The sequence below is a fragment of the Pseudomonas sp. 008 genome (assembly GCF_016861935.1).
Classification (GTDB): domain Bacteria; phylum Pseudomonadota; class Gammaproteobacteria; order Pseudomonadales; family Pseudomonadaceae; genus Aquipseudomonas.
The window spans coordinates 692957-719057 of the sequence record NZ_BOMA01000001.1; the positions used below are offsets into that span (position 1 = coordinate 692957).

At 57.7% G+C, this 26101-nt stretch carries 19 protein-coding genes; 15 read left to right on the plus strand and 4 right to left on the minus strand.

Annotated elements, in window-relative coordinates; genetic code table 11:
* Positions 1-48: 48 nt before the first annotated feature.
* Both JUI81_RS03020 and JUI81_RS03025 read left to right on the plus strand, forming a co-directional pair.
* Positions 49-948, plus strand: a complete 900-nt coding sequence (locus JUI81_RS03020; protein ID WP_204123698.1) for a bestrophin family protein — start codon at positions 49-51, stop codon at positions 946-948.
* A 76-nt stretch (positions 949-1024) separates the two neighbouring features.
* Positions 1025-2080 carry a tetratricopeptide repeat protein gene (locus tag JUI81_RS03025; RefSeq protein ID WP_019579051.1) on the plus strand — a complete coding sequence of 352 codons (1056 nt, stop codon included), beginning with the start codon at positions 1025-1027 and terminating at the stop codon, positions 2078-2080.
* Between the two features lie 85 nt (positions 2081-2165).
* Here JUI81_RS03025 and JUI81_RS03030 read toward each other — a convergent pair whose 3' ends face one another.
* The 4 genes from JUI81_RS03030 to JUI81_RS03045 all read right to left on the minus strand — a co-directional run bounded on the left by JUI81_RS03030 (position 2166) and on the right by JUI81_RS03045 (position 8184).
* Positions 2166-2543, minus strand: a complete 378-nt coding sequence (locus tag JUI81_RS03030; protein WP_018926027.1) for a response regulator — start codon at positions 2541-2543, stop codon at positions 2166-2168.
* A gap of 44 nt (positions 2544-2587) precedes the next feature.
* On the minus strand, positions 2588-3802 hold the full coding sequence (locus JUI81_RS03035; RefSeq protein WP_204123699.1) for a hybrid sensor histidine kinase/response regulator: 1215 nt from the start codon (positions 3800-3802) through the stop codon (positions 2588-2590).
* Positions 3803-3880: 78 nt separating this feature from the next.
* Positions 3881-4693, minus strand: coding sequence for a protein-glutamate O-methyltransferase CheR (locus JUI81_RS03040; RefSeq protein WP_204123700.1), 813 nt, complete (start codon positions 4691-4693; stop codon positions 3881-3883).
* On the minus strand, positions 4693-8184 hold the full coding sequence (locus tag JUI81_RS03045) for a response regulator (protein WP_204123701.1): 3492 nt from the start codon (positions 8182-8184) through the stop codon (positions 4693-4695). The genes JUI81_RS03040 and JUI81_RS03045 overlap by 1 nt, the downstream gene beginning before the upstream one ends.
* 258 nt (positions 8185-8442) lie before the next feature.
* On the opposite strand from JUI81_RS03045, the gene JUI81_RS03050 reads away from it, so the two are divergent.
* From JUI81_RS03050 to JUI81_RS03110, 13 genes are all read left to right on the plus strand, one after another.
* Positions 8443-8802, plus strand: a complete 360-nt coding sequence (locus JUI81_RS03050; protein ID WP_204123702.1) for a response regulator — start codon at positions 8443-8445, stop codon at positions 8800-8802.
* Positions 8803-9040: 238 nt separating this feature from the next.
* A complete protein-coding gene (locus JUI81_RS03055) occupies positions 9041-12835 on the plus strand; it encodes a hypothetical protein (protein ID WP_204123703.1) in 3795 nt (1264 codons plus the stop codon).
* Positions 12836-12968: 133 nt separating this feature from the next.
* Positions 12969-14264, plus strand: a complete 1296-nt coding sequence (locus tag JUI81_RS03060) for a glycosyltransferase (RefSeq protein WP_204123704.1) — start codon at positions 12969-12971, stop codon at positions 14262-14264.
* A gap of 143 nt (positions 14265-14407) precedes the next feature.
* Entirely contained in the window at positions 14408-15274 is an 867-nt protein-coding gene (locus tag JUI81_RS03065; protein ID WP_204123705.1) for a phospholipase, read from the plus strand.
* A 190-nt stretch (positions 15275-15464) separates the two neighbouring features.
* Entirely contained in the window at positions 15465-16346 is an 882-nt protein-coding gene (locus tag JUI81_RS03070; RefSeq protein ID WP_204123706.1) for a phospholipase, read from the plus strand.
* An 80-nt stretch (positions 16347-16426) separates the two neighbouring features.
* The gene (locus JUI81_RS03075) at positions 16427-17332 is read left to right on the plus strand and encodes an AraC family transcriptional regulator (protein WP_204123707.1); all 906 of its coding nucleotides are present in this window, start codon (positions 16427-16429) and stop codon (positions 17330-17332) included.
* A 289-nt stretch (positions 17333-17621) separates the two neighbouring features.
* Positions 17622-18932, plus strand: coding sequence for a sugar ABC transporter substrate-binding protein (locus JUI81_RS03080; protein WP_204123708.1), 1311 nt, complete (start codon positions 17622-17624; stop codon positions 18930-18932).
* A gap of 182 nt (positions 18933-19114) precedes the next feature.
* Positions 19115-20044, plus strand: a complete 930-nt coding sequence (locus tag JUI81_RS03085; protein ID WP_028940533.1) for a carbohydrate ABC transporter permease — start codon at positions 19115-19117, stop codon at positions 20042-20044.
* A gap of 10 nt (positions 20045-20054) precedes the next feature.
* Positions 20055-20885: a carbohydrate ABC transporter permease gene (locus JUI81_RS03090; protein ID WP_019579064.1), complete on the plus strand. Its 831-nt coding sequence runs from the start codon at positions 20055-20057 to the stop codon at positions 20883-20885.
* Positions 20886-20917: 32 nt separating this feature from the next.
* The gene (locus JUI81_RS03095) at positions 20918-22021 is read left to right on the plus strand and encodes an ABC transporter ATP-binding protein (RefSeq protein ID WP_019579065.1); all 1104 of its coding nucleotides are present in this window, start codon (positions 20918-20920) and stop codon (positions 22019-22021) included.
* A gap of 16 nt (positions 22022-22037) precedes the next feature.
* On the plus strand, positions 22038-23513 hold the full coding sequence (locus JUI81_RS03100; protein ID WP_204123709.1) for a mannitol dehydrogenase family protein: 1476 nt from the start codon (positions 22038-22040) through the stop codon (positions 23511-23513).
* A 126-nt stretch (positions 23514-23639) separates the two neighbouring features.
* Complete coding sequence (gene xylB, locus JUI81_RS03105) at positions 23640-25136, plus strand: xylulokinase (RefSeq protein ID WP_204123710.1); 1497 nt, start codon at positions 23640-23642, stop codon at positions 25134-25136.
* Between the two features lie 13 nt (positions 25137-25149).
* Positions 25150-26088 carry a carbohydrate kinase gene (locus JUI81_RS03110; RefSeq protein ID WP_204123711.1) on the plus strand — a complete coding sequence of 313 codons (939 nt, stop codon included), beginning with the start codon at positions 25150-25152 and terminating at the stop codon, positions 26086-26088.
* Positions 26089-26101 lie beyond the last annotated feature (13 nt).

The following is a 26101-nucleotide window of genomic DNA, read 5'->3' on the forward strand; positions in this document are numbered from 1 at the left end:
GGCTGAAATCGCTGCGAAAGCATCACTCTCTCTATAAAGCCCCTGCCCATGATTGTGCGTCCCAAGCCGAATCTGCTCGGCATGTTGTTTTCCCTTAAAGGCTCGATTGCCAAGCGCATTGCCTTGCGCAGTCTGTTGGTGACCCTGCTGGCGTCGGTAATCGTGCTGGTGGAGATCTGGCACCCGGCGTATTTCTCCAAGGTCAACGCCACGCCGTTCACCCTGCTGGGTCTGTCGTTGTCGATCTTCATGAGTTTTCGCAACAATGCCTGCTACGACCGCTGGTGGGAGGGCCGCAAGCATCTGGGGCAGTTGATCATCGAAGTGCGATCGCTGATTCGTCAAACCCAGGGGCTGATGGTGGCGGCCGAACGTGAACTTATGCTGCGTGAGCTCTGCGGGTTCGCCCATGGCCTGATCGCCCGCCTGCGCGTTGAAAACGAGATGAGCGCCATCAAACCGTGGACGCAGGATGCCGTGGACGCAGAGCATCCGAACATCACTGACGCGCTCTTGCAGCGGATCGGAGTCCGGTGCTCGGCCCTTGCCGAGCGCGGCCAGATCAGCGAATGGCGTTATACCCAACTGGAAACGCGACTGGTCAGCCTCAGTCAGGTCCAGGCCAGTTGCGAACGCATCAAAAGTACGCCGCTGCCCTTCCCCTACACCCTGTTGCTGCACCGCACCATCTACCTGTTCTGCATCCTGTTGCCGTTCGCCATGGCCGAACCTCTTGGCTGGCTGACACCGGTGATTACCGCCATTGTCAGCTACACCTTTTTCGGCCTCGACGAAATCGGCGACGATCTGGAGGACCCGTTCGGCTTCGATGAGAACGATCTGCCGTGCAATGCGATTTTGCGCACACTGGAGCGCGAAGTGCTGGCAGCGTTGGGGCAAACCGACTTGCCACCGGCCCTTGAGCCCGATGACTACGTGCTGAACTGAGCCAGGGTTTGACTCACAGCCCGGCCTGACCGAAGCTGGTGACTTTGTAAAAGCCTGTCAGCTTCCGGATCCCTGCATGCCTCAGTCCCGCCGCTATCTGCTCATCAGCCTCTGCGCACTGTTTGCCCTCGCCCTCGCCTGGTTTTTTTTGCGCAGCACGACGCCTGTGGTGCCGGAGGCAATTCGACGCGGCTACAGCGAAGCGCTGACCCAGGCACGCACGGGTCAACCGGGGGCGGCGCGGGTGCTTTACCAGCAATTGGGCCGCCCTGACCTGTCCGACAAGCGCCGCGTCTGGCTGCATGCCGAACTGCCCAACTACCCCAGCCCGCAAGCCTTGAAACTGGCGGATGCGGACCTGCAACATCCATCGGCGGATGTACGCATCGCGGCGATCAAAAGCATCAGCGGTTTAGTGCCCAATGGACAGCGAAGTCTGTTGCTCGGGCCCTTGCTCGATGACAGCGACCCAAGCGTTCGGTTTACGGCGGTCAACGCCTTGTTGGGGCTGTCCCCGGATGAGCTGGGGTTGTATTTCGGCCCCCTGGAGCAAGCCATTGACGCTTGGGAACAGGTCCTCAAGCAGCAGCCGGAAAGCGCCGACACCCAGTACCAACTGGCACGCCTGCATTTGCACAATGCCGAACTGAAGGACGCGCAGCAGGCATTGGAGCGCACGTTGCAACTGGCGCCCGGCAACTTGCCGGCACTGGTAATGCAGATTGACGTGCTGGATCGACTGGGCCAAAGCGATGCCGCCCAGCAATTGTTGGCGAAGCAGTTAAAGGCCCAGCCCGATTCGGCCTATCTGCAACATGCGTTGGGGCTCTGGTTGCTGCATCACGGGCAAAGTGAGTTCGCGTTGCTCGGGCTGTCCAAAGCCGTAGAGCTTGAACCCGACAACAAGGATTACCGCTACGACCTGGCCACCACGTTGCATGGCGAGCAAGAGCTGGAGGCCGCGCAGAAACAGCTGCAGGAAATCGTCCAGCGTCACCCGGCCGATCGCAAGGCGCGCGTGCTGTTGATCAACTATTGGAAGGAAAGCGGACAGTTGCAGAACGTACAGATCCTGTTGGCGCAGCTCGAGCAGCTCAATCCGGATGATCCGGCATTGCAGCAAGGGCTTTAATCAAGATCAAAAGATCGTCCGAACGCGGCCCGAGCCTTCGGCAGCTCCTAAAGGGGCGCCGTACGACACAACCGTCGACGCAGCTTCAGGAGAGCATGTCCTGCATGATCTGTTGCAACACATCCAGATCGAATGGCTTGGCCAGGATCGGTGCCTTGCGGGTGATCGGGCTGTCGGTCTCACGGATTTCCTGCGGGTAACCGCTGATGAAGATCACCTTGAGTTCCGGTCGCAACTTCACGGCAGGCTCGGCGATTTGCACGCCAGAAATCCCGCCAGGCAGGCGGAAGTCGGTGATCATCATGTCCAGGTTCGGTTTGCTCGCCAGGATCTCAAAGGCCTGCTCACCGTTTTCGGCTTGCAGCACCCGGTAACCTTCACCCGACAAATAAGCGGACAGCACCATCAAAATCGAAGGGTCATCTTCAACGATCAGTACCACGTCTTGTGCATCTTCACTCATGGAAAACCTTTGTTCGGTCAATAGCTGCTGATACGACCATGTGGTCAATCAGAGGTTGCGTTCATCGGGCTGTTTTCCTGCAGCGGCAGACAAACGCGAAACAAGGCGCCTTCGCCAATCCGGCTCTCGACGGTAATGGAGCCACCATGGGCGGCGACAATCTGCTGCGAAATAAACAACCCCAGGCCCAGCCCCGCCACCACGGCCCTGGTGGAAACCCGCTCGAACTGCTGAAAAATGCGCTGTTGATTCTCTACACCGATCCCGATACCGCGATCCTGAACCTCAACCCGCGCTTGCCCGTGGTGATTGTACACGCGAACGTCGATCGCGCTCTTGGCACCATAGCGCAACGCATTAGTCAGCAGGTTGCAAATCACTTGTTCGATACGAAACTCGTCCCAGTCGCCCATCACGGGTTGGTCGGCGATCAAGCTGACTGACGACTCTGCGGCCTCAACCTGCGGTGCGAAGTTTTGCAAAAGATTGTGCGCCAGTTGCACCAGGTCAAACCGAGTCGGGCGGATCGACAACTTGCCGGTGCGGATCCGCGACACATCAAGCATGTCTTCGATCAGGCGGATCAAGCTTTTGATCTGCCGCTCGTCGCGCTCGACCATGGCGTGCATTTTGTCCAGGGTGAACGCCGCGGCGTTATCCCGGGCCAGGTGCATTTTGCGCAACTGGGTTTCGAGGATCAGACCATTGAGCGGTGTACGGACTTCATGCGCAACGATGGACATGAAGTCATCGCGCATGCGCACCGCCTGCTTCAGTTCTTTCTGGGTGTTCTGCAACTGTTCGAGCAGCACCCCCTGTTCGCGGCGACTTTGCTCCAGGGCTTCGACCTGTTGCTTCATCGCCTTGCTCTGGCGATACAGATCGACGAAGACATTGACCTTGCTCTTGACCGCGTGAACATCCAGCGGCTTGTGCAGAAAGTCCACGGCTCCGCTTTCGTAGCCCTTGAATGCGTAGTTGAGATCACGGCCAGCGGCACTGACGAACACAATCGGGATGCTTTTGGTTTTTTCCGTGCCGCGCATCAACTCGGCCAACTCAAAGCCATTCATGCCGGGCATCTGCACATCGAGAATGGCCAGCGCGAATTCGTGCTGCAACAACAGCGACAAGGCTTCATCGGCGGACAAGGCCTTGTAGACGATGAGGTCCTGCCGCTTGATCAACGCCTCAAGCGCCAGCAGGTTCTCCGGCAGGTCGTCGACGATCAGCAGTTTGGTCTGGATGTTACTTAGCATGGGATTCGTTCCCGCTCGACACGCAGACGGCCGAAGCACCGATCACGATAGCTTCTACACAAGGAATACCTGCACGGTTCATGATTTTCGGTAGATCCTTTCTTGTTTGACCAACGGCTCAAACTGATTGCCATAGGCCGAAAAATCCAGGGTTTCTTTACTGCCCAGCGCCAGAAAGCCCCGATGACACAAAGATTCGTGAAACAAGCCAAACGTTCGATCCTGAAGCTTTTTGTTGAAATAAATCAGTACATTACGGCACGAAATTAATTGAGTTTCGGAGAACACGCTATCGGTGGCCAGGCTGTGATCGGCGAACGTAACGTTGTCGCACAGGCTCTTGTCGAAAATCGCGTAGTCGTAGGCCGCCGTGTAGTAATCAGCGAACGAACGCTGACCACCGGCCTGCTGATAATTGTGAGTGTAGGCTCGAACATTCTGCAGGGAGAAAATCCCCTGCCTGGCTTTATCCAGCGAGCGCGGGTTGATGTCGGTGGCATAGATGATGGTGCGCTCGAGCAGGCCTTCTTCGCGCAGCAGGATCGCCATCGAATAGACCTCTTCGCCAGTGCTGCAACCGGCAATCCAGACCTTGATCGACGGCCAGGTCTTGAGCAGCGGCACCACTTCCTGACGCAGCGCCAGGAAGTGCGAAGGGTCGCGAAACATTTCGCTGACCGGAATCGTCAGCAATTGCAGCAGCTGCATGAACGCGGTTGGGTCGTGCAGGACCTTCTCTTGCAGCGCCGAGATGGTATTGCACTCGAATTGGCTTAATGCATGGTTGACCCGACGCTTGATCGACGCGCCGGAGTAATCGCGAAAATCGTAGCTGTATTTGAGGTAGATCGCTTCGATCAACAACCTCAGTTCGATTTCGCTGCGCTCCATTAGAGGCGTTCCATCTTCGGTAACCACACACGAATCAGCGAGAACAGGCGATCCAGGTCGATGGGCTTGGCCAGGTAGTCATTGGAGCCGGCCTGCAAGCAGCGCTCCTGATCGTCCTTCATCGCCTTGGCCGTCACCGCAATGATCGGCAGCTTGCGCCAGCGCGGATCCTTGCGGATTTCCAGGGTGGCTTCGAAACCATCCATTTCCGGCATCATCACGTCCATCAGCACCAGGTCGATGTCCTCGACTTCATTTAATCGCTCAATTGCTTCACGACCGTTACGGCCAATCACCACCACCGCACCCTTCTGCTCCAGCGCACTGGTCAGGGCGAAGATATTGCGTACATCGTCATCCACCAGCAGCACTTTGCGCCCCTCGAACACCTTGTCGCGGCTGCGGGCGGTCTTGAGCATGGTCTGGCGTTCATGGGATAAGCGGGATTCGACCTTATGCAGGAAGAGTGTCACTTCATCCAGCAACCGCTCGGGTGAACGCGCGCCCTTGATGATGATCGAGCGCGAATACTTGCGCAGTTCGGCCTCTTCGTCCCGGGTCAGGTTGCGCCCGGTATAGACGATCACCGGTGGGAACGAGCAGATATCCTCGCAGGACATGCGCTTGAGCAAGTCGTTGCCAAGCATGTCGGGTAGTTTCAGGTCGATGATCATGCAGTCGAAAATCGTGGTGCGCAGCAAATCGAGTGCATCCTGCGCCAGGCCGACGGCAGTGATTTCGATGTCCTCGTCGCCGATCAATCGGGCGATGCTGTCACGCTGCAGATCGTCGTCTTCGACCAACAATATGCGTTTGACCTTCTGGGTCAGTTTGGCTTCGAGGCGGGCAAACACCTCCTTGAGCTCCTCGCGCGTAGTCGGTTTGACCGCGTAACCGATGGCGCCCATGTGCATGGCGGCCTCGACACGGTCTTCGACCGAGATTACGTGCACGGGAATGTGCCGGGTTTCGGCGTGCTCTTTCAGGCGCTGCAACACCGTCAGCCCGGAATGATCCGGCAGGCGCATATCCAGCAGGATCGCGTCGGGGATGAATTGCCTGGCCAGGTCGTAGCCTTCATCAGCGCCGTAGGCCACCAGGCACTGATAACCCAGTTCATGAGCCAGATCGTAGAGGATGCGCGCAAAGTCCGGCTCATCTTCCACCACCAGGATGCAACGAGTGGCGAACGGCGCCTTGTAGCGATCATCATCGAAACGCGCGATTTCGACCTCGGCAATCAGCGGCACAGGCGCGGTAGCCACGATGGCTTGCGGCATGGTCACCGGCGTGGCTTTCATCGTTTCGACAGGCGTATCGCCCGGTTCGATGTAGTGCTGCGGCAACACCAGGGTGAACACACTGCCCTGCCCCGGCGTGCTGGTCAGGCTGATGGAGCCACCCAGCAACGTGGCCAGATCACGAGAGATCGACAGGCCCAGGCCGGTTCCGCCGTAACGACGGTTAGTGGTGCCGTCGGCCTGACGGAAGGCTTCAAAAATGCTGTCCTGATGATCCGGCGCAATGCCGATCCCGGAATCACGGACGACAAAAGCGATGCCCTCGCCTGGCTGAGCCGCGACGATCAGGTTGACTGTGCCCTTTTCGGTGAATTTCACCGCGTTTGACAGCAGGTTCTTGATCACTTGCTCCAGGCGCTGGCGATCGGTGAACAGCATTAGCGGGGCGTCAGCGCGCAATTCGACTTCAAAATCCAGTTTCTTGTCCGCGGCCAACGGCTCGAACATTCCTCGCAGGCCTTCCACCAGGCGCGCAACGCTGGTGTTCTCCGGGCGCACCTCAAGCTTGCCGGCCTCGACCTTGGAAATGTCGAGAATGTCGTTGATCAGGTTGAGCAAGTCGTTACCGGCGCAGTAGATCGACTCGGCGAACTTGACCTGCTCGGCGCTGAGGTTTTCCTGCGGGTTTTCCGCCAGCAATTTCGCCAGAATCAACGAACTGTTCAGCGGCGTGCGCAGCTCGTGGGACATGTTGGCGAGGAATTCGGACTTGTACCTGCTGGCACGCTGCAACTCTTCGGCGCGGGCCTCAAGCTCAAGCTGGGCCTGATTCAGCTGACTGTTCTTCAGGTCCATGGCGTCGCGTTGCTCGGCCAGGATCTGCGCCTGTTCGGCGAGTTGGTCGTTGGTTTGTTCCAGCTCGATCTGCTGGGTTTCCAGGTGAGCCTGGGACTCCTTGAGAACCCGCGACTGCTCTTCCAGCTCTTCGTTGGCGCTCTTGAGTTCTTCTTGCTGAACCTGCAACTCTTCGTTGAGTTGCTGGGTTTCGGCCAGCACTTCCTGTAAGCGCTGGCGATAGCGCGCCGCTTCGATTGAGGTGCCGATGTTACCGGCAACCAGTTCGAGCAACTCGATGTCACGATCTGTCAGCGGTCGCAGGAAACCGAGTTCGATCACCCCGTTGACGCGATCGTCATCGCTGGTCGGCACCGCCACTACACTGCGTGGTAAACCGTCGCCCAGGCCGGAGCTGACTTTGAAGTAGTCCCCTGGCACCTCATCAAGACGAATCAGACGCGCCTGTTGCGCCACCTGGCCGACAATCCCTTCGCCATTGTAAATCTGCTGCTCAAGTGCTTCCTGTTCCCGGGAGAAACCGTAAGACGCGATGCGCTTCAGGCCGCCATGCTCCTCACGGACATAGATCGCCGCGACGGCGCTGCCCAGGTATTGCGCGCAGAACTGCAGGATATTGCGGCCCAACAGATTGAGCGATAACTGTCCCAGGACTTGCTCGGCCAGTTCGGTCTGGCCATTGCGCAACCAGGCCTGCTGTTCCAGACGCCGGGCGCTGGCCTGTTGCGCGGCGAGGTTGACGCTGTAGCTGCGGGACAGGTTGAGCAGATCCCGGCGGCCGACATAGGCCAGCAATCCGCTGATACCGGCCACGAACAACAGATAAAGGGCGATGCTCCAGATGGTGGCGCTTCGCACTTCTTCATTGCGCGTGGCACGCAACTGCTGCTCCATGTCGATCACGTCTTCGAATTGCTTGCGGATCTCATCGGTCAACCGTTTGCCGCGCCCGACCTTGACGACGCTGCGGTAATCACCGCCTGCGCGCTGCAAATCGATTATCGATTGCGCGTAATTGGCCCATTCCGTCTGCAAGGCCTGGAGCCGGTGCAAGCGGTCGGTTTGCACCGAGTTGTCCGCGGTCAGTTCGAGCAAGGTATTGAGGGCGACCGTTATTCTTGGCTTGGCCGTCTCATAGGGCTCGAGAAAATGCTCGTCGCCACTGAGCAGGAAACCGCGCATACCGGTTTCCAGATCGACGGTCAGTTTTACCGCTTCATTGGCATTATTGATCACCCGGTCCGAGTGCTGGACCCACTGGATCACCGACAGCAGATAGGTGATCAGCAAGACAAAGAACGCCGCGCTGATGACACCGACACCCAACGGCAGGCTGACGTTGCGGCTCAGGAGTTTACGGAATCGTTGCTCATCAACCGCAGGCGCAGAGGTCATGGGAAGCCTTGTCGAACTGTTGGAAGCCATCGAGTCTGCCCCAAATCGGCCGAAGGGATCCATTTTTCTGACACGTTTTTCGGCAATATCCTGCATTTCACTGCTCCGGCGCAAAGGAGCGGTTATTCTTCGCGGCTCTTGTGCGGCTATTGTTCTTTGTAACGCCTCGGGAACTTGTCGTGATCCGTCACTTACTCATGCAAGAGCCCGGCGATTTCGATCGACGCTATCGCAAATCCAACCTTTGAGAGCCCCACTATGTCCACCAAAACATCCACCATCCTGGTCGTCGAAGACGATGCCATCGTGCGCACGCTGATCGTCGATGTGCTGGAGGAACTGGAATACCGGATACTTGAGGCCGATGGCTGCGAAGAGGCGCTGGATTTCATCAACGATGAGGACCAGCACATCGACTTGCTGATGACCGATGTGGGGCTGCCGGTCATGGACGGCCGGGAATTGGCGAAACAGGCACGCATGCTGCGCCCCGGGTTGCCGATTCTGTTCGCCAGCGGTTATGCCGAAAGCATCGAAGTGCCTGACGGCATGCACGTGATCGGCAAGCCGTTTTCCATTGACCAGTTGCGCGACAAGGTCAAGAACATATTGCCCTGACTGGGCCGTCGGGGTGAAAGCCCCGCATCGCGATGAACGGGTCAAATAATTGCGTATTTTGAAATGCTAGCGAGCCCGTCTTCATCGCGGCAAGTTGCTCTTTAAATCCGAGCCGACACATTAAATAAACAAGTAGCACTACCCATTTATTAATCGCCGAAGTTACGCTTGTCGAGCGCCAAAACAATAACATTTTACGCCTGGCGCATCCCTACGACGATTAATTAAATGGATGTTTATGAGCCACGCCTCGGTGTACCCTCCGATTGAAAACGCACAACAACTAAAAGCCACGCAAGCAGAACGAGAAGACTTTGTCCGCGCCTTGGTGCATTACATAAAAGGAATGGAAAGCACGCAAGAGATTGATCTTTCAACATTCTATATTTCGCATCGCCCGAATTCCTTGTTTGATGAAATCTATGGTCCTGCAAAAGAACTACTGGAAAGCACCACCCTTAGTCCTGACTTTATAGCGTCACATGAGGCCTGGAGTGCCTCGGATATGTTGCCGCCATTGCGAGTGGATATCGAGGGTAACCTCTACGCCGGCTCGCAGGGGGGCTGGCATAACTTGATGGAAGACATCAAGTATTTCTCGAAACTCCAGCAGACTTTATCAATGATTGGTGAGATCGCCCTTCACGCGGGCGGGTATATCTATTTCGCTCACGACATCAGTGTTGAACAATGGCTGCGCTTTAATCAGTTGACGGTTCCGACGACGGTTGCCGAGGCCGGAAACCTGATTGACTTCCTGTCCCTGGACTTACCCGCGGGCCCACCGATCGGCAACTGTTGGCAAGCCGTCTCCGGGCATGAGAACTCGCCTTTTGTACTGAGCAAGACTGAGCGTGGTGAGGTGGCGCGCCTCACTCTGCAAGCGTTCTCGCGCCCCCAGCAAATGCTGGAGGAGCTCGCACGCCCTGTCATCGGCAACAGAACCAGTGACGAAGTGCAAGCCGGCGCGGATTACTTGCTGGACCAGATTCTGGAGACATCAACAGCGATCGAGTGGGCCAAAGAGTACCTCAACGTTACAGGCTGGTACGGCGCGCACGAAGACCAGGAAACCCCCAAGGAGCATCTTCAATCGCTACTGGTGGCCGCCATCATACTTGCCATCGACCCATTGGCAGACATCACAGGTAGTGAGGTCGCCGGCTACGAGCTTTATCAGCCCAGCAACGTCGATCGCAGTCCCGAGGCAGTCCGGGAGGATCTAGACCGACACCTGGTGGGGCTGGGCCGCGATTCGGGAGTGGCCACCCCGCTTGCCACGTTCATCTTGCTGGCGGGAATTGCGCCGGAATTTCTGGTCCGAGGCCTGCCCACATCGATACGACTTGGAACACCGGCCTGGGTTGCGCTCACGCAGGCGGTTGCCTTGGCCGAGGCCTATGACCCGGGATCCTCGCGGCTGATGTCCTACGCTGAACTCCTGAAGTTTTCGGCGTTGGAGCCCGTGACCCCGGAACTGGAACTGCTGCACAACGCCTCTACGATCAAGCCCGTCATTAATTGGGCGACCATGAACAAGGTCATCTCCCCTGACGCACACGGCCAGTACGACAAGCCGTCCCTGATCGTCGCGATCGATGCCTATCAACAACATATCAATCGTTTTGACCAGGTCATTCACTCGCTCACCACCCCACTTCCCTCCCGACGAAACATTGCACTTGCTCAATTGCAGAAGGCGTACCCGAACTGCCGTTTTCTGGAGACGGTGAATCTGACCAAGACCGGCCGGGGCTTTAACCCGGGTCGCGGGTCGAGGTTGAAAATGTCCGTCGTTGATTTGCACATGTCTGATGACCTGGTCACTCTGGACTGGAATAACACCAATGACATCTACCCGGAACTTCCCGACATTGAACATCTGACGCCGGCAAGCGAATTGTATGAGGTTGCCTTCGATGCCTACCACCAGAACCTGGAAGCCGGCATTCTCACTAATATAAAACTCGCCCTGTCACAGTTACCGGCACTGGACCGCACTGCACTTCAAATGGGGGAAATCAGTGTTTATACCGTTCGCAAATCAGTGGCGCGTCCCTACACCACACCGGTCAGTAGCATCGGGCTTATTGGTGCCGGCATTCAACCGACCCACTACAAGGAAACCCAACAGGATAAAGACGCAGCAACTTGCCGTTACGCGGTGATCATCACCGCATCTTACCAAGGGGAAGTTGACTGCTATGAGCTCTTCACCCTGCGTGGTGAATGTCGAAAGAACAACGCCTTGGGCCGATTGATTGTCAGTTCTGGAAAGATCAATTCACCGGCCAGGGTGGACTTCACCGGGAACTTCACCGAGCCAACACCGGCGGTGAGCCCATTTCAGATGCCCATTGATTTTCTCGCTTACAGCCAGGGCTTTGAACCACGCGAGGGTATCTCGAGCAGCGCCGTGATCGAAAAACTCGGCATGATTGCCGCCCCCCTGTCGGGTGCCCCGTCGATCGGTAGTCATTACCAGAGCTTTCTCAATGAGCAACTGGAAAAACTGGCCCTTTTCATCGTCCAGCACCGCCCCTTCGCGAGCTATGAAGAACTCAAGCACAATGGTGAAGGACGAACCGCACTGGAGCTGGAGCGAGACAAAGCAGAGAAAATCGAGACTTTCATCATTGATTTGGTCGTGCCGTTCAAAAAATGCATTGAAGACCTGTCATCAGACAGCAGCACCACCCGGGCCGAAGGCGCTGTCGGCTGCATACTCGATGGCCTGGCGGTGGTCGGCTCGATAATCGGCCTCAGCGCAAAACTCACCAGTGCCGCCTCGAAAGCGACCTCATTTGCGTCAAGGTCCGCCCAACTCGGCAAACTCACCTCACGCCTGGCGGTTTCACTCTTGAACCCGCTGGATGGCGCACCTGATTTGCTCTTCAGCGGTGCACACCTGATCAAGAAAGGCGCATTGCAATTCAGTAAACACAGTCTGGCGGCCATCGAGGCGGCGACATTTCAAGTCCGCCGACTCACGGGCAGCGCGCAAACCTATGACTTGCTCAAAGCAGCCAATCGCACAGACATCCTGCAGGGCTCCTGGAACAAACTGGGCGATACAGGCGAGCCTGCCCATCTGTTGATTGTCGAAAAACGCGGAGACTGGTACGCCCTCAACGTAAAAACGGGCTCGCCATGGGGGGCGCCACTGAGAAACCTGAAATTGACGGACTTCATTCCCGTTCGTGGATGGCATCGACTGCTGCCGAAAAATTACAGCCGCGCGATCATCAAGAATGCTCTGCCCGTTGCGCGAAATAAAGTCAGCAATGCGATAGAGGTATTAGGCAGTCGCCTTCACGACACTGACAGGAAATTCGTCTACCGGACATTTTTCGGTGACGATTCGTCCGCAATTGCCGAACGATACCTGGACGATCTTCTGTTGATCAAAGATGACCTTGATGCGATCAAGACCACCAATTTCACCATCGAGGCCAGCACCCAAAAATCGGTCATAGGCGGGTTATACCCTGGCAAGTATCGAAGCTGGCAAGCCGCGTCCAAGGCCGACGCCCCCCTTGAAGAGTTCATCGTATTTTATGCAGACCACCTGAACGATTTTTACCGCAGCGTTAAGTATGACAACAGTACAATCGCCGACGTGTTGATCCATGAGATGTCCCATGGAGGTCCCGACACTCTGGACTTCTTCTACGCACAAAAATCGCAAAAACATGCCTTGAAGTCGGGTGAAGTGGACGTAGCCGAGTTGTTGAATCTGGCCAAAGGTCGCACGCACATCGACCTTTCCAGCAAGCTGGCAGGTGCCGATGCCCCCATATTGCTGGATCCTCCGGCATTCATTCCTTCGGAGCTTTTCCATACGGCGCCTGCTTTGCTCAACGCCGACTCCCAGTCAATGGTCACGTCACTGTTGAGCCAGTTGAAGACCAACGCCCCGGCGTTCTACGACAACCTGTCGGCGTTGCGCCGTGCGTTGAAAAATGCCGGTTCAGGCCGGGTCATCGACCCTGTTCGAATCAACTTGGGAAAATCCTCGCAACTGTTGTCGTGACGTAGTGAGGCGGTGTGATCGCGAGCACTGTCCCTGGCGCAGGATGGCGGACGGAAAAGCACTGCGGGCTGTGGTTTAATTACGGCCTTCATCTTCTCCCCCGCCCTTTACCCGCCTCAAGGAACGCCCTTACATGATCCAGCCCCACGCAACCAAAGTCCTTGTCATTGGTTACGTCTGGCCCGAGCCCCGTTCTTCGGCGGCCAGCGGGCATGTGATGCAAATCCTCGATACGTTCTTGCAGCAAGGCTGGGACATCACCTTCAGCAGTCCGGCTGGAACCGGTGAGCATCGTGCTGACCTGACCGCGCTGGGCATCCGCGAAGTGCCGATCGAATTGAACAACAGCAGCTTCGATGCGTTTATCAGTGAACTCGCACCGGATATTGTCCTGTTCGACCAGTTCATGATGGAAGAACAGTTCGGTTGGCGAGTCGAAAAACACTGCCCCAACGCCTTGCGCGTGCTTGAGACCTCTGACCTGCAAAGCCTTCGTCATGCACGGCATCAACGGCTCAAGGATCGCTTGAAGGCCAGTGACGACAACAATGATTTCAGCGACTTGTTCGCGCCGGCGTTGCGCGAAGAATTCGAACTGATGGCTGACACCGATCTCGCCAAACGGGAGATTGCTGCGCTGTACCGTTGCGACTTGAACCTGATGATCTCTGAAGTGGAGATCGAATTGCTGGTCGAGCAGTTCAAGCTACCGCGCAACTTGCTGCACTGGTGTCCGCTGATGGTCGAGCCTGCGTGCGTACCGCCGACAGCCTTTGAAGATCGGGCGCACTTTCTCAGCATCGGCAATTTTCGACATGCGCCCAACTGGGATGCGGTGCTCTGGATGAAAACAACCATCTGGCCGTTGATCCGCGAGCAACTGCCCGCGGCTCAGTTGCATATCTACGGTGCTTACACGCCCCCCAAAGCTACCGCGCTGCATAACCCGGCCCAGGGTTTTCATGTCATGAACTGGGCAGAAGATGCTTTGCAAGTGATGTCGGCGGCACGCATTTGTCTGGCGCCTCTGCGTTTCGGTGCCGGTATTAAAGGCAAGATTGTCGACGCCATGCTGTGCGGCACGCCCACGGTTACAACGCCTATCGGTGCCGAAGCGATGCACGGCGAACATCCGTGGCCTGGGGCCGTTGCCCGCACGGCACGGGAAGTGGCTGACTGTGCGGTGCGGCTGTACAAGAATGAAGCGCTTTGGGCACAAGCCCAATCCCACGGACAGAGGTTGCTGGCCGATCGATATAAAACGTCGGAACATGGCCCTGCATTGATCAAGAAGTTGTTGCACTGCCAACAACACTTGCCTCAACTTAGACGCGATAATTTTACCGGCAGTATGTTGCGCCACCACCACCATAAAAGTACGCAATACATGGCGCAATGGATCGAGGCAAAAAACCGAAACCTCGCTTAAGCCACGAAACCAACCACACATATTTTGCATCATCACAATTATTGATCACCTTTACTTTCCTATTTATAAATCGTTGAACGAAGTGAAAAACATAAAATTCGATCAACCGATAACACCTATAAAACAATGCAAGGATGCATTAAATGGATAACGTTATTCAGAACAACTACGCATTTAGAAATTGGATGGCCGCCACGCCGGCGATTGATACTTTGTCGCTCGCCGAATTGACACTGCCAGGCACCCATAACGCCGGCAGCGACTGGAAGGCATCCTGGCCGCTGATCCCGGGCGCCCATTGGCTGGCGTGTCAGCACGAATCGTTTTACTCGCAACTGCGCCACGGTTCCCGAGTGCTTGACATCCGTTTGACGTATGACGCCAGTGCGCCGGGGCTTGGCAAGTTCTGCATTCATCACAACGGCTACCGTAACGGCCGCACGCTTGGACACCTTGTCAGTGACGTAGAAGCATTTCTGCAAGAAAATCCCAATGAATTCATCATCTTGGACTTTCATGAGTTGAATGGGGATACCTTTGATTACGCTTACTTCAATAAGATGATGGTCCACTTCCTTGGGCGTCGCTTGATTCCCAACCAAAATCGCTCGTTGAGCCTCGGCCAACTCAAACGCCTCAGCGGCAGCCAACGCGTTGTGGTTGCTGCGCCTTGGCACTGGGCAATTGACAAGAACGTGTTCATTCAGCAAATCGACCACAAATGGTCTGGCAACGGCATCACCAGTGCCGCCGAGTTGGAGCAGTACATTATAAAAGTGCTGAAATATCCGCCAGGTTCATGGGCACCATGGTCCCTGTCCGCGACCAGTTATAGCGCTCTCGGCGGTCCGGTAGATATTCACGATGAGCTTAATTCGTGGTTTGATCCGAATAATAGCGACTGGGCAACACGGTGCAACATTATCAACGTCGACTTCATTGAAGAAAGCAACATCGTTTCATATTGCCTGACCGCGAACCTGAGTAAAGCGGCCAAGCGCGCCAACTAGCGCTGTGCCATTTAAGGGTTATTTCTTATGCAAGTATTTCCGTGACTGGCAATGCTGTTGCGCACTTCTATGCTGGGTCATGAAAGCCTTTCTACGCAGGCGTAGTAATAGAGGTATGGCACGCAGCCACACCCGAAACATGGACCTCGTCCCCTCCATGGAGGGGACGAGTCTACGACAAGGAACTGTCATGACCCATAACACAGTAATCACGCTGGACAAACAAAAGTGGATGAGTAATGCCCTCGACATCGATCGTATAAAACTGACTGATGTTGTCTGGCCCGGCGCCCATAATGCCGGCATGGATAAACAGGCGCCTAATTATGAGGTGGTCGTCGGCAACTGGACGACGTGTCAAAACGATTCATTTACATGGCAATTGTCCAATGGCGCACGGGCATTCGATATCCGCTTGGGCTACACCGAGGGGGCTGATCAGTCGATTTTCTATTTCCATCACAATGGATATCAGTCACATCGAGTTCTCGATGAACTCATCAGCGCAATATTATCTTTCCTGGATCGCAACCCGGACGAATTTGTGGTTTTCGACTTTCATGAACTAGGGGACGGCAACAAGCCCTTTGACTATCAGAAACTCAATGCTCTTCTGGTGAGTCAACTCGGACAGCGGGCCATACCATCCGGTGACGCCACAAAAACGATCGGCGAACTAAAGCGTATCAGTGCTCGTCGCAGGGTAGTGTTGGCGGCGCCTGCACGGCGGGAGCTCGATGAGGACTACTTCTGGCCGCGCATCACACACAAGTGGGCCGGCAGACGCTTCACCAATAGCGATGATCTGAAAACCCATATTTCCAATACACTCAAAGACGCGCCTTACGAAACATTTTTATGGTCGTTATCAGCCACCAGCTACGCGTTTCTGGGAGGGCCTCAAGATATCAAAAACCATATCAATGACTGGTTCAATCCCACCCGGGACTGGGTGACGCGCTGCAGCATCATCAATACCGACTTTTTCGACGAATCCGAAATCGTTCGTTACTGCTGGAGTGCCACCAGCATGAAAGCGGTATACGGTGATGCCTTGCATGCCCCCGTCTGAGCACAGTCGCGTTGCAAGCTGGCCTTAGGCGTCCCGAAAGAGGCATGATCAAGGGGCGATAACAATAAAAGCACCCTGACATGACCCGAACAGCCAGAGTCACCGATCCTTCCTATGAATTGATGGACGACCACAACGGGTTGTCCATCATCTATCGCCAGCACGGATTCCCCTGCCCCCTGGTGCGCTGGCATTTCCACAAGGAATACGAACTGCACCTGATCGTCGCCAGCTCCGGCAAGGTGTTCATCGGTGACTACATCGGTAACTTCTACCCGGAAACATTGTTTCTGACCGGCCCCAACCTGCCCCACAACTGGATCAGCCAGGTGGCCGAAGACGAAGTGGTGCCCGAGCGCGACATGCTGGTCAATTTCACTGATGAACTGTTCGAAAGCGGCCATCAGGTGTTCGCCGAACTCAAGACAATTGTTCCCTTGCTGGAGCGCGCGCAGTACGGCATCGAGTTTCGCTGCAAGCGCACCATCCGCCAGGCCATGACCTTGATGCAGCGCATCGCCGACACCCGAGGCATGACCCGGCTCGGGCATTTTTTCATTCTGCTGGAGTTGCTGGCGGCGTCCGATGACTACCAGTTGCTGTCCGGTGCCACGACGCCGCAATTGGCCGATGAACACAATATCGACCGTACCAACCGCGCGGTGGATTACATCTTTGCCCATTACGCCAAGGATTTAACGCTGGAAGAGGTGGCCGAGCATTTGGGCCTCAAGCCGACCTACTTCAGCCGAGTGTTCAAACAGGCCACCGGCCGCTGCTTCATCGAGTTCGTCAATCGCCTGCGCATCAGCAAATCCTGCGAGCTGCTGGCCGATGGCGACAAAACGGTGACCGATGTGTGTTTCGAGTCGGGCTTCAATAATATTTCCAACTTCAACCGGCGTTTTCAGCAGCTCAAGGGCATGACGCCGTCGCACTATCGGCGGCTGGCGGTGCAGCGGTTGACTGAGCAAAACCTCGGCTGAATTTTAGATCGCCTTCGCGGGCAAGCCTCGCTTCTGCAGGAGCGAGGTTTGCCCGCGAAGAGGCCGATGAAACCTGTACAAATTCAATGACCGCTCGCCTCTGCAAAGCCTGTCCTTGCATCTCCCCCGCCAAAGCCCAGTGCAAAAAAGTATCGATCACAGTGCGATGGATGATTTGTCAGCCCGTCAATTGAAGGCTGTAATCGCTGCACATTCTTCCCTGCGCAGGAAGACACAAAAACAATAACTGTCCTTCTGTAACCCCCTGGGTGCAGAAAAGGAGTGCACGATGCAACCTTCTGTAAAAGCTCTGCTTGCCCTCACCTGCATGACCCTCAGCAGCGTCAGCCTCGGCGCTCAGACCCTGACCATCGCCACCGTCAACAACAGCGACATGATCCGCATGCAAAAGCTCTCGAAAACCTTCGAGGCCGAGCATCCGGACATCAAACTCAATTGGGTGGTGCTTGAAGAAAACGTCCTGCGCCAACGCCTGACCACCGACATCGCGACCCAGGGCGGACAGTTTGATGTGTTGACCATCGGCATGTACGAAGCCGCACTCTGGGGCGCCAAGGGTTGGTTGGAACCGATGAAGGACTTGCCGGCCAACTACGCCCTCGACGACGTTTTCCCTTCGGTGCGTGAAGGTCTTTCGGTCAAGGGCTCGCTCTATGCCCTGCCGTTCTACGCTGAAAGCTCCATCACCTATTACCGCACCGACCTGTTCAAGGACGCCGGGCTGACCATGCCGGAACGCCCGACCTGGGAACAGATCGGCGAATTCGCCAGCAAACTCACCCATAAAGACAAAGAACAGTACGGCATCTGCCTGCGCGGCAAGGCTGGCTGGGGCGAAAACATGGCGCTGATCACCACTGTCGCCAACGCCTATGGCGCTCGCTGGTTCGATGAGAAATGGCAGCCGGAATTCACCGGTCCTGAGTGGAAAAATGCGCTGAATTTCTACGTCGACATCATGAAAAAGTCCGGCCCGCCCGGCGCGTCGAGCAACGGCTTCAACGAGAACCTGGCGCTGTTCAACAGCGGCAAGTGCGCGATCTGGGTCGATGCCAGTGTGGCCGGCTCGTTCGTGACCGACAAAACCCAGAGCAAAGTCAGCGACCACGTGGGCTTTACTTACGCACCGCATCAGGTCACCGACAAAGGTTCGGCCTGGCTGTATTCGTGGGCACTGGCTATCCCCACCAGTTCCAAGGCCAAGGAAGCGGCGAAAACCTTCAGCGCCTGGGCCACGTCCAAGGAGTACGGAGCCCTGGTCGCGGAAAAAGACGGCATCGCCAACGTGCCACCAGGCACTCGCGCCTCGACCTACACCGAGGCTTACATGAATGCCGCGCCGTTCGCCAAGGTGACGCTGGAATCGCTGAAAGCCGCGGACCCGAGCCAACCGTCGCAAAAGCCTGTGCCCTACATAGGTATCCAGCTGGTGACCATTCCAGAATTCCAGGCCGTGGGCACTCAGGTCGGCAAGCTGTTCTCGGCCGCGTTGATCGGCCAGACCACAGTCGACCAGGCCCTGACCGCCGCCCAGTCAACCACCGAACGTGAGATGAAGCGCGCCGGTTATCCCAAATAACCCCGCGCACTTGTAGGAGCGAGGCTTGTGTGGCGAGGGGGCTTGCCCCCGTTGGGTCGCGAAGCGGCCCCAAAAACACTTTGCGACTGCTTCGCAGCCGAACGGGGGCAAGCCCCCTCGCCACACAGCCTCGCCCCTACAGTTGATCTTCATTTGTCTGTTCCCAATCGGTTCTGATCGCCATGAATACTTCAACCACTGTCAAAGCTCACATGGACATCCCCCAGCCGGTGCGTAAAAGCCGGTTGAGCAACCCCGGCTGGTTTCTGGTCAGCCCCTCGGTGGCGTTGCTGCTGCTGTGGATGATCGTGCCGTTGGGCATGACCGTTTACTTTTCGATGATCCGCTACAACCTGCTCTACCCCGGCGAAAACGAATTCGTGGGGCTGGAGAACTTCAGCTACTTCCTGAGCGATTCGGGTTTCCTGCCCGGCGCCACCAATACCCTGTTGCTGGTGGGCAGTGTGTTGCTGATCAGCGTGGTGTTCGGCGTGTTGATCAGCGCGTTGCTGGAGGCCAGTGAGTTTCTCGGTCGCGGCATCGTGCGGGTGATGTTGATCTCGCCGTTCTTCATCATGCCCACCGTCGGTGCGCTGATCTGGAAGAACCTGATCTTTCACCCGGTCTCGGGGATTCTCGCCTACATCTGGAAGCTGTTTGGCGCGCAGCCGGTGGACTGGCTGGCGCACTACCCGCTGCTGTCGATCATCATCATTGTGTCCTGGCAATGGTTGCCCTTCGCGATCCTGATCCTGATGACCGCCATGCAGTCCCTCGACCAGGAACAAAAGGAAGCAGCGCGCCTGGACGGTGCCGGCCCGATCGCGATTTTCTGGCACCTGACTTTGCCGCACCTGGCCCGGCCGATTGCGGTGGTGGTGATGATCGAAACCATCTTCCTGCTGTCGGTGTTCGCCGAAATTTTCACCACCACCAATGGTGGCCCCGGCTACGCCTCGACCAACCTCGCCTACCTGATCTACAACCAGGCGCTGGTGCAGTTCGACGTCGGCATGGCCTCCGCCGGTGGCTTGATCGCGGTGGTGATTGCCAACATCGCGGCCATTGTGCTGGTGCGCATGATCGGCAAAAACCTGACAGACAAAGCCTGAGGCCCGCGCCATGACTCTTCAACAATCCCGTCGTCTGCAAAGCCTGCTGCTCGGCACTCTGGCCTGGGCCATCGCGATCCTGATTTTCTTCCCGATCTTCTGGATGGTGCTGACCAGTTTCAAGACCGAAATCGACGCCTTCGCCACACCACCGCAGTTCATCTTCACGCCGACGCTGGAAAACTACCTGCACATCAACGAGCGCAGCGACTACTTCAGTTTCGCCTGGAACTCGGTGGTGATTTCCTTCAGCGCCACGGCATTGTGCCTGCTGATTGCGGTGCCGGCCGCCTACTCCATGGCGTTCTACGAAACCCAGCGCACCAAAGGCACGCTACTGTGGATGCTCTCCACCAAGATGCTGCCGCCAGTGGGTGTGCTGATGCCGATCTACCTGTTGGCCAAGAGCTTTGGCCTGCTGGATACACGAATTGCGCTGATCGTGATCTACACGCTGATCAACCTGCCGATCGTGGTCTGGATGGTTTACACCTACTTCAAAGACATCCCCAAGGACATCCTCGAAGCGGCACGCCTGGACGGCGCCACCCTGTGGCAGGAAATGGTCCGGGTGCTGCTGCCGATCGCCAAGGGCGGCCTGGCCTCCACGGTGTTGCTGTCGCTGATCCTGTGCTGGAACGAGGCGTTCTGGTCGCTGAACCTGACCTCGTCCAAAGCCGCGCCGCTGACCGCACTGATCGCCTCTTACTCAAGCCCCGAAGGTTTGTTCTGGGCCAAGTTGTCGGCGGTGTCGACCCTGGCTTGCGCGCCGATCCTGATCTTCGGCTGGATCAGCCAGAAACAGCTGGTCCGCGGCCTGTCGTTTGGCGCCGTGAAATAGCCCTCAAAGAATAAACATAAAGGAGCGCCATCATGGCCAACCTGAAAATCAAAAATCTGCAAAAAGGCTTCGAAGGTTTTTCCATCATCAAAGGCATCGACCTGGAAGTGAACGACAAGGAATTCGTGGTGTTCGTCGGCCCGTCGGGTTGCGGCAAGTCCACCCTGCTGCGGCTGATCGCCGGCCTTGAAGAAGTCAGCGGCGGCACCATCGAGCTCGATGGCCGCGACATCACCGAAGTCAGCCCGGCCAAGCGCGACCTGGCGATGGTGTTCCAGACCTACGCCCTGTACCCGCACATGAGCGTGCGTAAAAACATGTCGTTCGCCCTCGACCTGGCCGGTGTAGCGAAAGCCGAAGTCGAGAAGAAAGTCGGCGAAGCAGCGCGCATTCTGGAACTCGGGCCGATGCTCGAACGTAAACCGAAACAGCTGTCCGGCGGTCAGCGTCAGCGCGTAGCGATCGGCCGGGCCATCGTGCGTAACCCGAAAATTTTCCTGTTCGACGAACCGCTGTCCAACCTCGACGCCGCCCTGCGGGTGCAGATGCGCCTGGAACTGTTGCGCCTGCACAAAGAACTGCAAGCCACCATGATCTACGTGACCCACGATCAGGTCGAAGCCATGACCATGGCCGACAAAGTCGTCGTGCTCAATGGCGGTAAGATCGAGCAGGTCGGTTCGCCACTGGACCTGTATCACCAGCCGGCCAACCTGTTTGTCGCAGGTTTTCTCGGCACACCGAAAATGGGCTTCCTCAAAGGCAAAGTCACCCGTGTCGACAGCCAGGGCTGCGAAGTGCTGCTGGACGCCGGTACCCGCATCACTCTGCCGCTGAGCGCTGCCAACCTGAGCGTCGGCGGTGCGGTAACGCTGGGCATTCGCCCGGAACACCTGGAGTTGGCGCAACCTGGCGACTGCACGTTGCAAGTCACCGCCGATGTCAGCGAACGTTTGGGCAGCGACACCTTCTGCCATGTGCTGACGTCGTCCGGCGAAGCGTTGACCATGCGCGTTCGCGGCGATTTGGCCAGCCGTTATGGCGAAACCCTGAGCCTGCACCTGGACGCCGAACACTGCCATTTATTCGATGCCAACGGCGTGGCGCTGACCCGCCCACTGCGCGCCGCAGCCTGACCTCAGAGAACATGCGATGAAACTGAACAAGTCCAACCTCAACCGCCTCGCCCCCGAGGTGGCCCTGCCCGCCTACACCCTCAGCGACACCCGCCAGGGCATCGCGCACATTGGCGTCGGCGGTTTCCACCGCGCCCATCAGGCGTACTACACCGACGCCTTGATGAACACCGGCGAAGCACTGGACTGGGCCATCTGCGGGGTTGGCCTGCGCGCCGAAGACCGTCGTGCCCGGGACGATCTCAAAGAACAGGATTACCTGTTCACCTTGTTTGAACTCGGCGATACCGACGACACCGAAGTGCGTGTCATCGGCGCGATCCGCGACATGCTGCTGGCCGAAGACGGCGCCGAGGCGCTGATCGATAAACTGGCCAGCCCCGAGATCCGCATCGTCTCGTTGACCATCACCGAGGGCGGCTACTGCATCGACGACAGCAACGGCGAGTTCATGGCACACCTGCCGCAGATCCAGCACGACCTGAGCAATCCGAACGCTCCGAGAACCGTGTTCGGTTTCCTCTGCGCCGCGCTGGCCAAACGGCGTGCAGCCGGCACGCCCGCGTTCACGCTGATGTCCTGCGATAACCTGCCGCACAACGGCGCGGTGACCCGTAAAGCCCTGCTCGCGTTCGCCGCCCTGCGCGATGCCGACCTGCGCGACTGGATCGAGCGCAACGTCAGCTTCCCCAACGCCATGGTCGACCGCATCACGCCGATGACCAGCATCCAGCATCGCCTGCAATTGCACGACAAACACAGCATTGACGACGCCTGGCCAGTGGTCTGCGAACCGTTTGTGCAGTGGGTGCTGGAAGATAAGTTCGTCAACGGTCGCCCGGCCTGGGAAAAGGTCGGCGTGCAGTTCACCGACGACGTCACTCCTTACGAAGAAATGAAGATCAAGCTGCTCAACGGCAGTCATCTGGCCCTGACCTACCTGGGGTTCTTGAAGGGTTACCGCTTCGTTCACGAAACCATGAACGACCCGCTGTTCGTGCGCTACATGCGCGCCTACATGGACCTGGACGTGACGCCGCAACTGGCACCGGTGCCGGGCATCGATTTGACCGAGTATAAAAACACCCTGGTGGCGCGCTTTTCCAATCAGGCGATTGCCGATCAGCTGGAGCGTGTATGTTCGGACGGTTCGTCGAAGTTTCCGAAATTCACCGTGCCGACCCTCAACCGTTTGATCGCCGATGGCCGCGAGACCAAACGTGCGGCGCTGGTGGTGGCGGCGTGGGCGCTGTACCTCAAAGGCGTGGATGAGAACGGTCAGACCTATGCAATTCCGGATCCGCGGGCGGCGTTCTGTCAGGCGCTGGTGGCCGATGATGCGTTGATCACCCAGCGGCTGCTGGAGGTTGAGGAGATTTTCGGCACGGCAATTCCCCGTTCGCCAGAGTTCGTCGCGGCGTTCGAGTGGTGCTGTAACAGCTTGCGGGAGGTTGGCGTGACGCAGACGCTCGAACGAGTGCTGGCCGTCTGATCATTCCCACGCTCTGCGTGGGAATGCAGCCCGGGACGCTCCGCGTCCCATCCAGAAGCGGACGTAGAGCGTCCATTGATGCATTCCCACGCAGAACGTGGGAACAATCTTCGGTAGGGTGTTTCCATGGCAAACCAACAACTATTCCTGGGCATCGACTGCGGCACCCAAGGCACCAAAGCCGTGATCCTCGACGCACACAGCGGTCAGGTCCTCGGTCAGGGCGCTGCTGTCCACAGCCTCATCAGCGGCCCCAATGGCCGTCGCGAGCAAGACACTGCCCAGTGGCTGGAAGCCTTTACCCAGGCTACCCGTCGCGCGTTGCTCGCAGCGGACGTGGACGGACAGGCCATCCTCGGCATCGGCGTCTCTGGCCAGCAACATGGCCTGGTGCTGCTCGACGATCACGGCCAGGTACTGCGCCCGGCCAAGCTTTGGTGCGACACCGAATCGACCCCGGAGAACGACCGCTTGCTCGCCCATCTGGGCGGTGAAAAAGGCTCCCTGGAACGCCTCGGCGTGGTCATCGCGCCTGGCTATACCGTGTCGAAGCTGCTCTGGACCAAAGAACAGCACCCGGAAATTTTCGCCCGGACCGCCCGCATCCTGCTGCCCCATGACTACCTCAACTATTGGCTTACCGGCCGCAGTTGCAGCGAGTACGGCGATGCGTCGGGCACCGGCTATTTCAACGTGCGCACCCGCCAGTGGGACTTGCAACTGCTGCGCGACATCGATCCCACCGGGCGCCTGCAAGCCGCGCTCCCGGAGCTGATCGATGCCCACCAGCCGGTCGGTACGATCCTGCCAGGCATCGCCGAGCATCTGGGCATCAACCCCAAGGCCCTGGTCTCCAGCGGCGGTGGCGACAACATGATGGGCGCGATCGGCACCGGCAACATCAAGCCCGGCGCGATCACCATGAGCCTCGGCTCTTCGGGAACGGTCTACGCCTATGCCGAGCAAGCGCACGTCAGTCCGGACGCCTCGGTGGCAACGTTCTGTTCCTCCAGCGGCGGCTGGTTGCCGCTGATCTGCACCATGAACCTGACCAATGCCACCGGCGCGATTCGCGAGTTGTTCGAACTGGATATCGAGCAGTTCAACGCCCTGGTCGAACACGCGCCGATTGGTGCTGAAGGCGTGTGCATGCTGCCGTTCCTCAATGGCGAACGCGTTCCCGCCCTGCCCCATGCCAGCGGCAGCCTGTTGGGGTTGACCATGACCAACCTGACCCGGGCCAACCTGTGCCGCGCCGTGGTGGAAGGCACCACCTTCGGTTTGCGTTACGGGCTGGACCTGCTGCGCCACAATGGCTTACAAAGCCGCAGCATCTGCCTGACCGGCGGCGGCTCCAAAAGCCCGGTGTGGCGGCAAATCGTCGCCGACATCATGAATACGCCAGTGATTTGTACCGAACAGAGCGAGGCCGCGGCGCTTGGCGCAGCGATTCAGGCGGCGTGGTGCAAGTCTTGGGCAAACGGCCACGAAGACAGCCTGGCGGACTTGTGCGAGCGCTGCGTGAAGCTCGACCTGGCCAGTGAAACCCTGCCGATTGCAGAAAATGTACAGGCCTGTCAGCAGGCCTACGAACGCTATCAACAGCATGTCGCAACCCTTTAAAGAGCGAGCAACTATGTATCTGGTGTGTGGTGAAGCGCTATTCGATTTCTTCAGCGAAGACGATGCCAGCGGCCTGGCATCCAAAGTGAATTTCAAGGCAATTGCCGGCGGCTCGCCGTTCAACGTTGCGGTGGGGTTGCGCCGCCTGGGCGTGGATGCCGCGCTGTTTGCCGGACTGTCGACCGACTACCTCGGCCGCCGCTTGCAGCAAGTGCTGCAGGATGAAGGCGTGCGCCCGGATTACCTCGTGGACTTTGCCGCGCCGACCACGCTGGCGATGGTGGCGGTCGGTGCCAACGGCTCGCCCCACTACAGCTTTCGCGGCGAAGGCTGCGCGGATCGGCAGCTGAGCCTGGCGCATCTGCCGCAACTGGGGCCTGAAGTGCGCGGCTTGCACATCGGCTCGTTCTCGCTGGTGGTGCAACCGGTTGCCGATACCTTGCTGGCGCTGGTGCAGCGGGAAAGCGGCAAACGCCTGATCAGCCTCGACCCGAACGTGCGCCTGAATCCCGAGCCGAACATCGAGTTGTGGCGTTCACGGATCGCCACCCTGGTGGAGCTTGCCGACCTGATCAAGGTCAGCGATGAAGACTTGAACCTGTTGTATCCCGAACAGGATCCCCAGCGCGTGATCGAAAGCTGGCTGGAGCATCGCTGTCAGCTGGTGTTCCTGACCCGTGGCGGTCAGGGCGCGACGGTGTTCAGCCGGGCTCATGGCACGTGGTCGGTGCCGGCTTGTTCGGTGAAGATTGCCGACACCGTGGGGGCTGGCGATACCTTCCAGGCGGCGCTGATTACCTGGCTGACCGAGCAGCAGCTGGATTCGGTTGCGGGTGTGCAGCGGCTGAGCCGTGAGCAGATTGACGCGATGCTCAGGTTTGCGGTGAGCGCTGCAGCGTTGACCTGCAGCAAGACCGGGCCGGATTTACCGTATCGGCGGCAGTTGAGCTGAAATACACGCCCTC

Coding starts and splice junctions, on each gene's coding strand:
- JUI81_RS03050 (WP_204123702.1), top strand. CDS start 8,443: ATGTCCACCAAAACATCCACCATCCTGGTCGTCGAAGACGATGCCATC.
- JUI81_RS03085 (WP_028940533.1), top strand. CDS start 19,115: ATGAATACTTCAACCACTGTCAAAGCTCACATGGACATCCCCCAGCCG.
- JUI81_RS03060 (WP_204123704.1), top strand. CDS start 12,969: ATGATCCAGCCCCACGCAACCAAAGTCCTTGTCATTGGTTACGTCTGG.
- JUI81_RS03020 (WP_204123698.1), top strand. CDS start 49: ATGATTGTGCGTCCCAAGCCGAATCTGCTCGGCATGTTGTTTTCCCTT.
- JUI81_RS03090 (WP_019579064.1), top strand. CDS start 20,055: ATGACTCTTCAACAATCCCGTCGTCTGCAAAGCCTGCTGCTCGGCACT.
- JUI81_RS03070 (WP_204123706.1), top strand. CDS start 15,465: ATGACCCATAACACAGTAATCACGCTGGACAAACAAAAGTGGATGAGT.
- JUI81_RS03035 (WP_204123699.1), bottom strand. CDS start 3,802: ATGCTAAGTAACATCCAGACCAAACTGCTGATCGTCGACGACCTGCCG.
- JUI81_RS03040 (WP_204123700.1), bottom strand. CDS start 4,693: ATGGAGCGCAGCGAAATCGAACTGAGGTTGTTGATCGAAGCGATCTAC.
- JUI81_RS03045 (WP_204123701.1), bottom strand. CDS start 8,184: ATGACCTCTGCGCCTGCGGTTGATGAGCAACGATTCCGTAAACTCCTG.
- JUI81_RS03110 (WP_204123711.1), top strand. CDS start 25,150: ATGTATCTGGTGTGTGGTGAAGCGCTATTCGATTTCTTCAGCGAAGAC.
- JUI81_RS03055 (WP_204123703.1), top strand. CDS start 9,041: ATGAGCCACGCCTCGGTGTACCCTCCGATTGAAAACGCACAACAACTA.
- JUI81_RS03095 (WP_019579065.1), top strand. CDS start 20,918: ATGGCCAACCTGAAAATCAAAAATCTGCAAAAAGGCTTCGAAGGTTTT.
- JUI81_RS03080 (WP_204123708.1), top strand. CDS start 17,622: ATGCAACCTTCTGTAAAAGCTCTGCTTGCCCTCACCTGCATGACCCTC.
- JUI81_RS03065 (WP_204123705.1), top strand. CDS start 14,408: ATGGATAACGTTATTCAGAACAACTACGCATTTAGAAATTGGATGGCC.
- JUI81_RS03030 (WP_018926027.1), bottom strand. CDS start 2,543: ATGAGTGAAGATGCACAAGACGTGGTACTGATCGTTGAAGATGACCCT.
- JUI81_RS03075 (WP_204123707.1), top strand. CDS start 16,427: ATGACCCGAACAGCCAGAGTCACCGATCCTTCCTATGAATTGATGGAC.
- JUI81_RS03100 (WP_204123709.1), top strand. CDS start 22,038: ATGAAACTGAACAAGTCCAACCTCAACCGCCTCGCCCCCGAGGTGGCC.
- xylB (WP_204123710.1), top strand. CDS start 23,640: ATGGCAAACCAACAACTATTCCTGGGCATCGACTGCGGCACCCAAGGC.
- JUI81_RS03025 (WP_019579051.1), top strand. CDS start 1,025: ATGCCTCAGTCCCGCCGCTATCTGCTCATCAGCCTCTGCGCACTGTTT.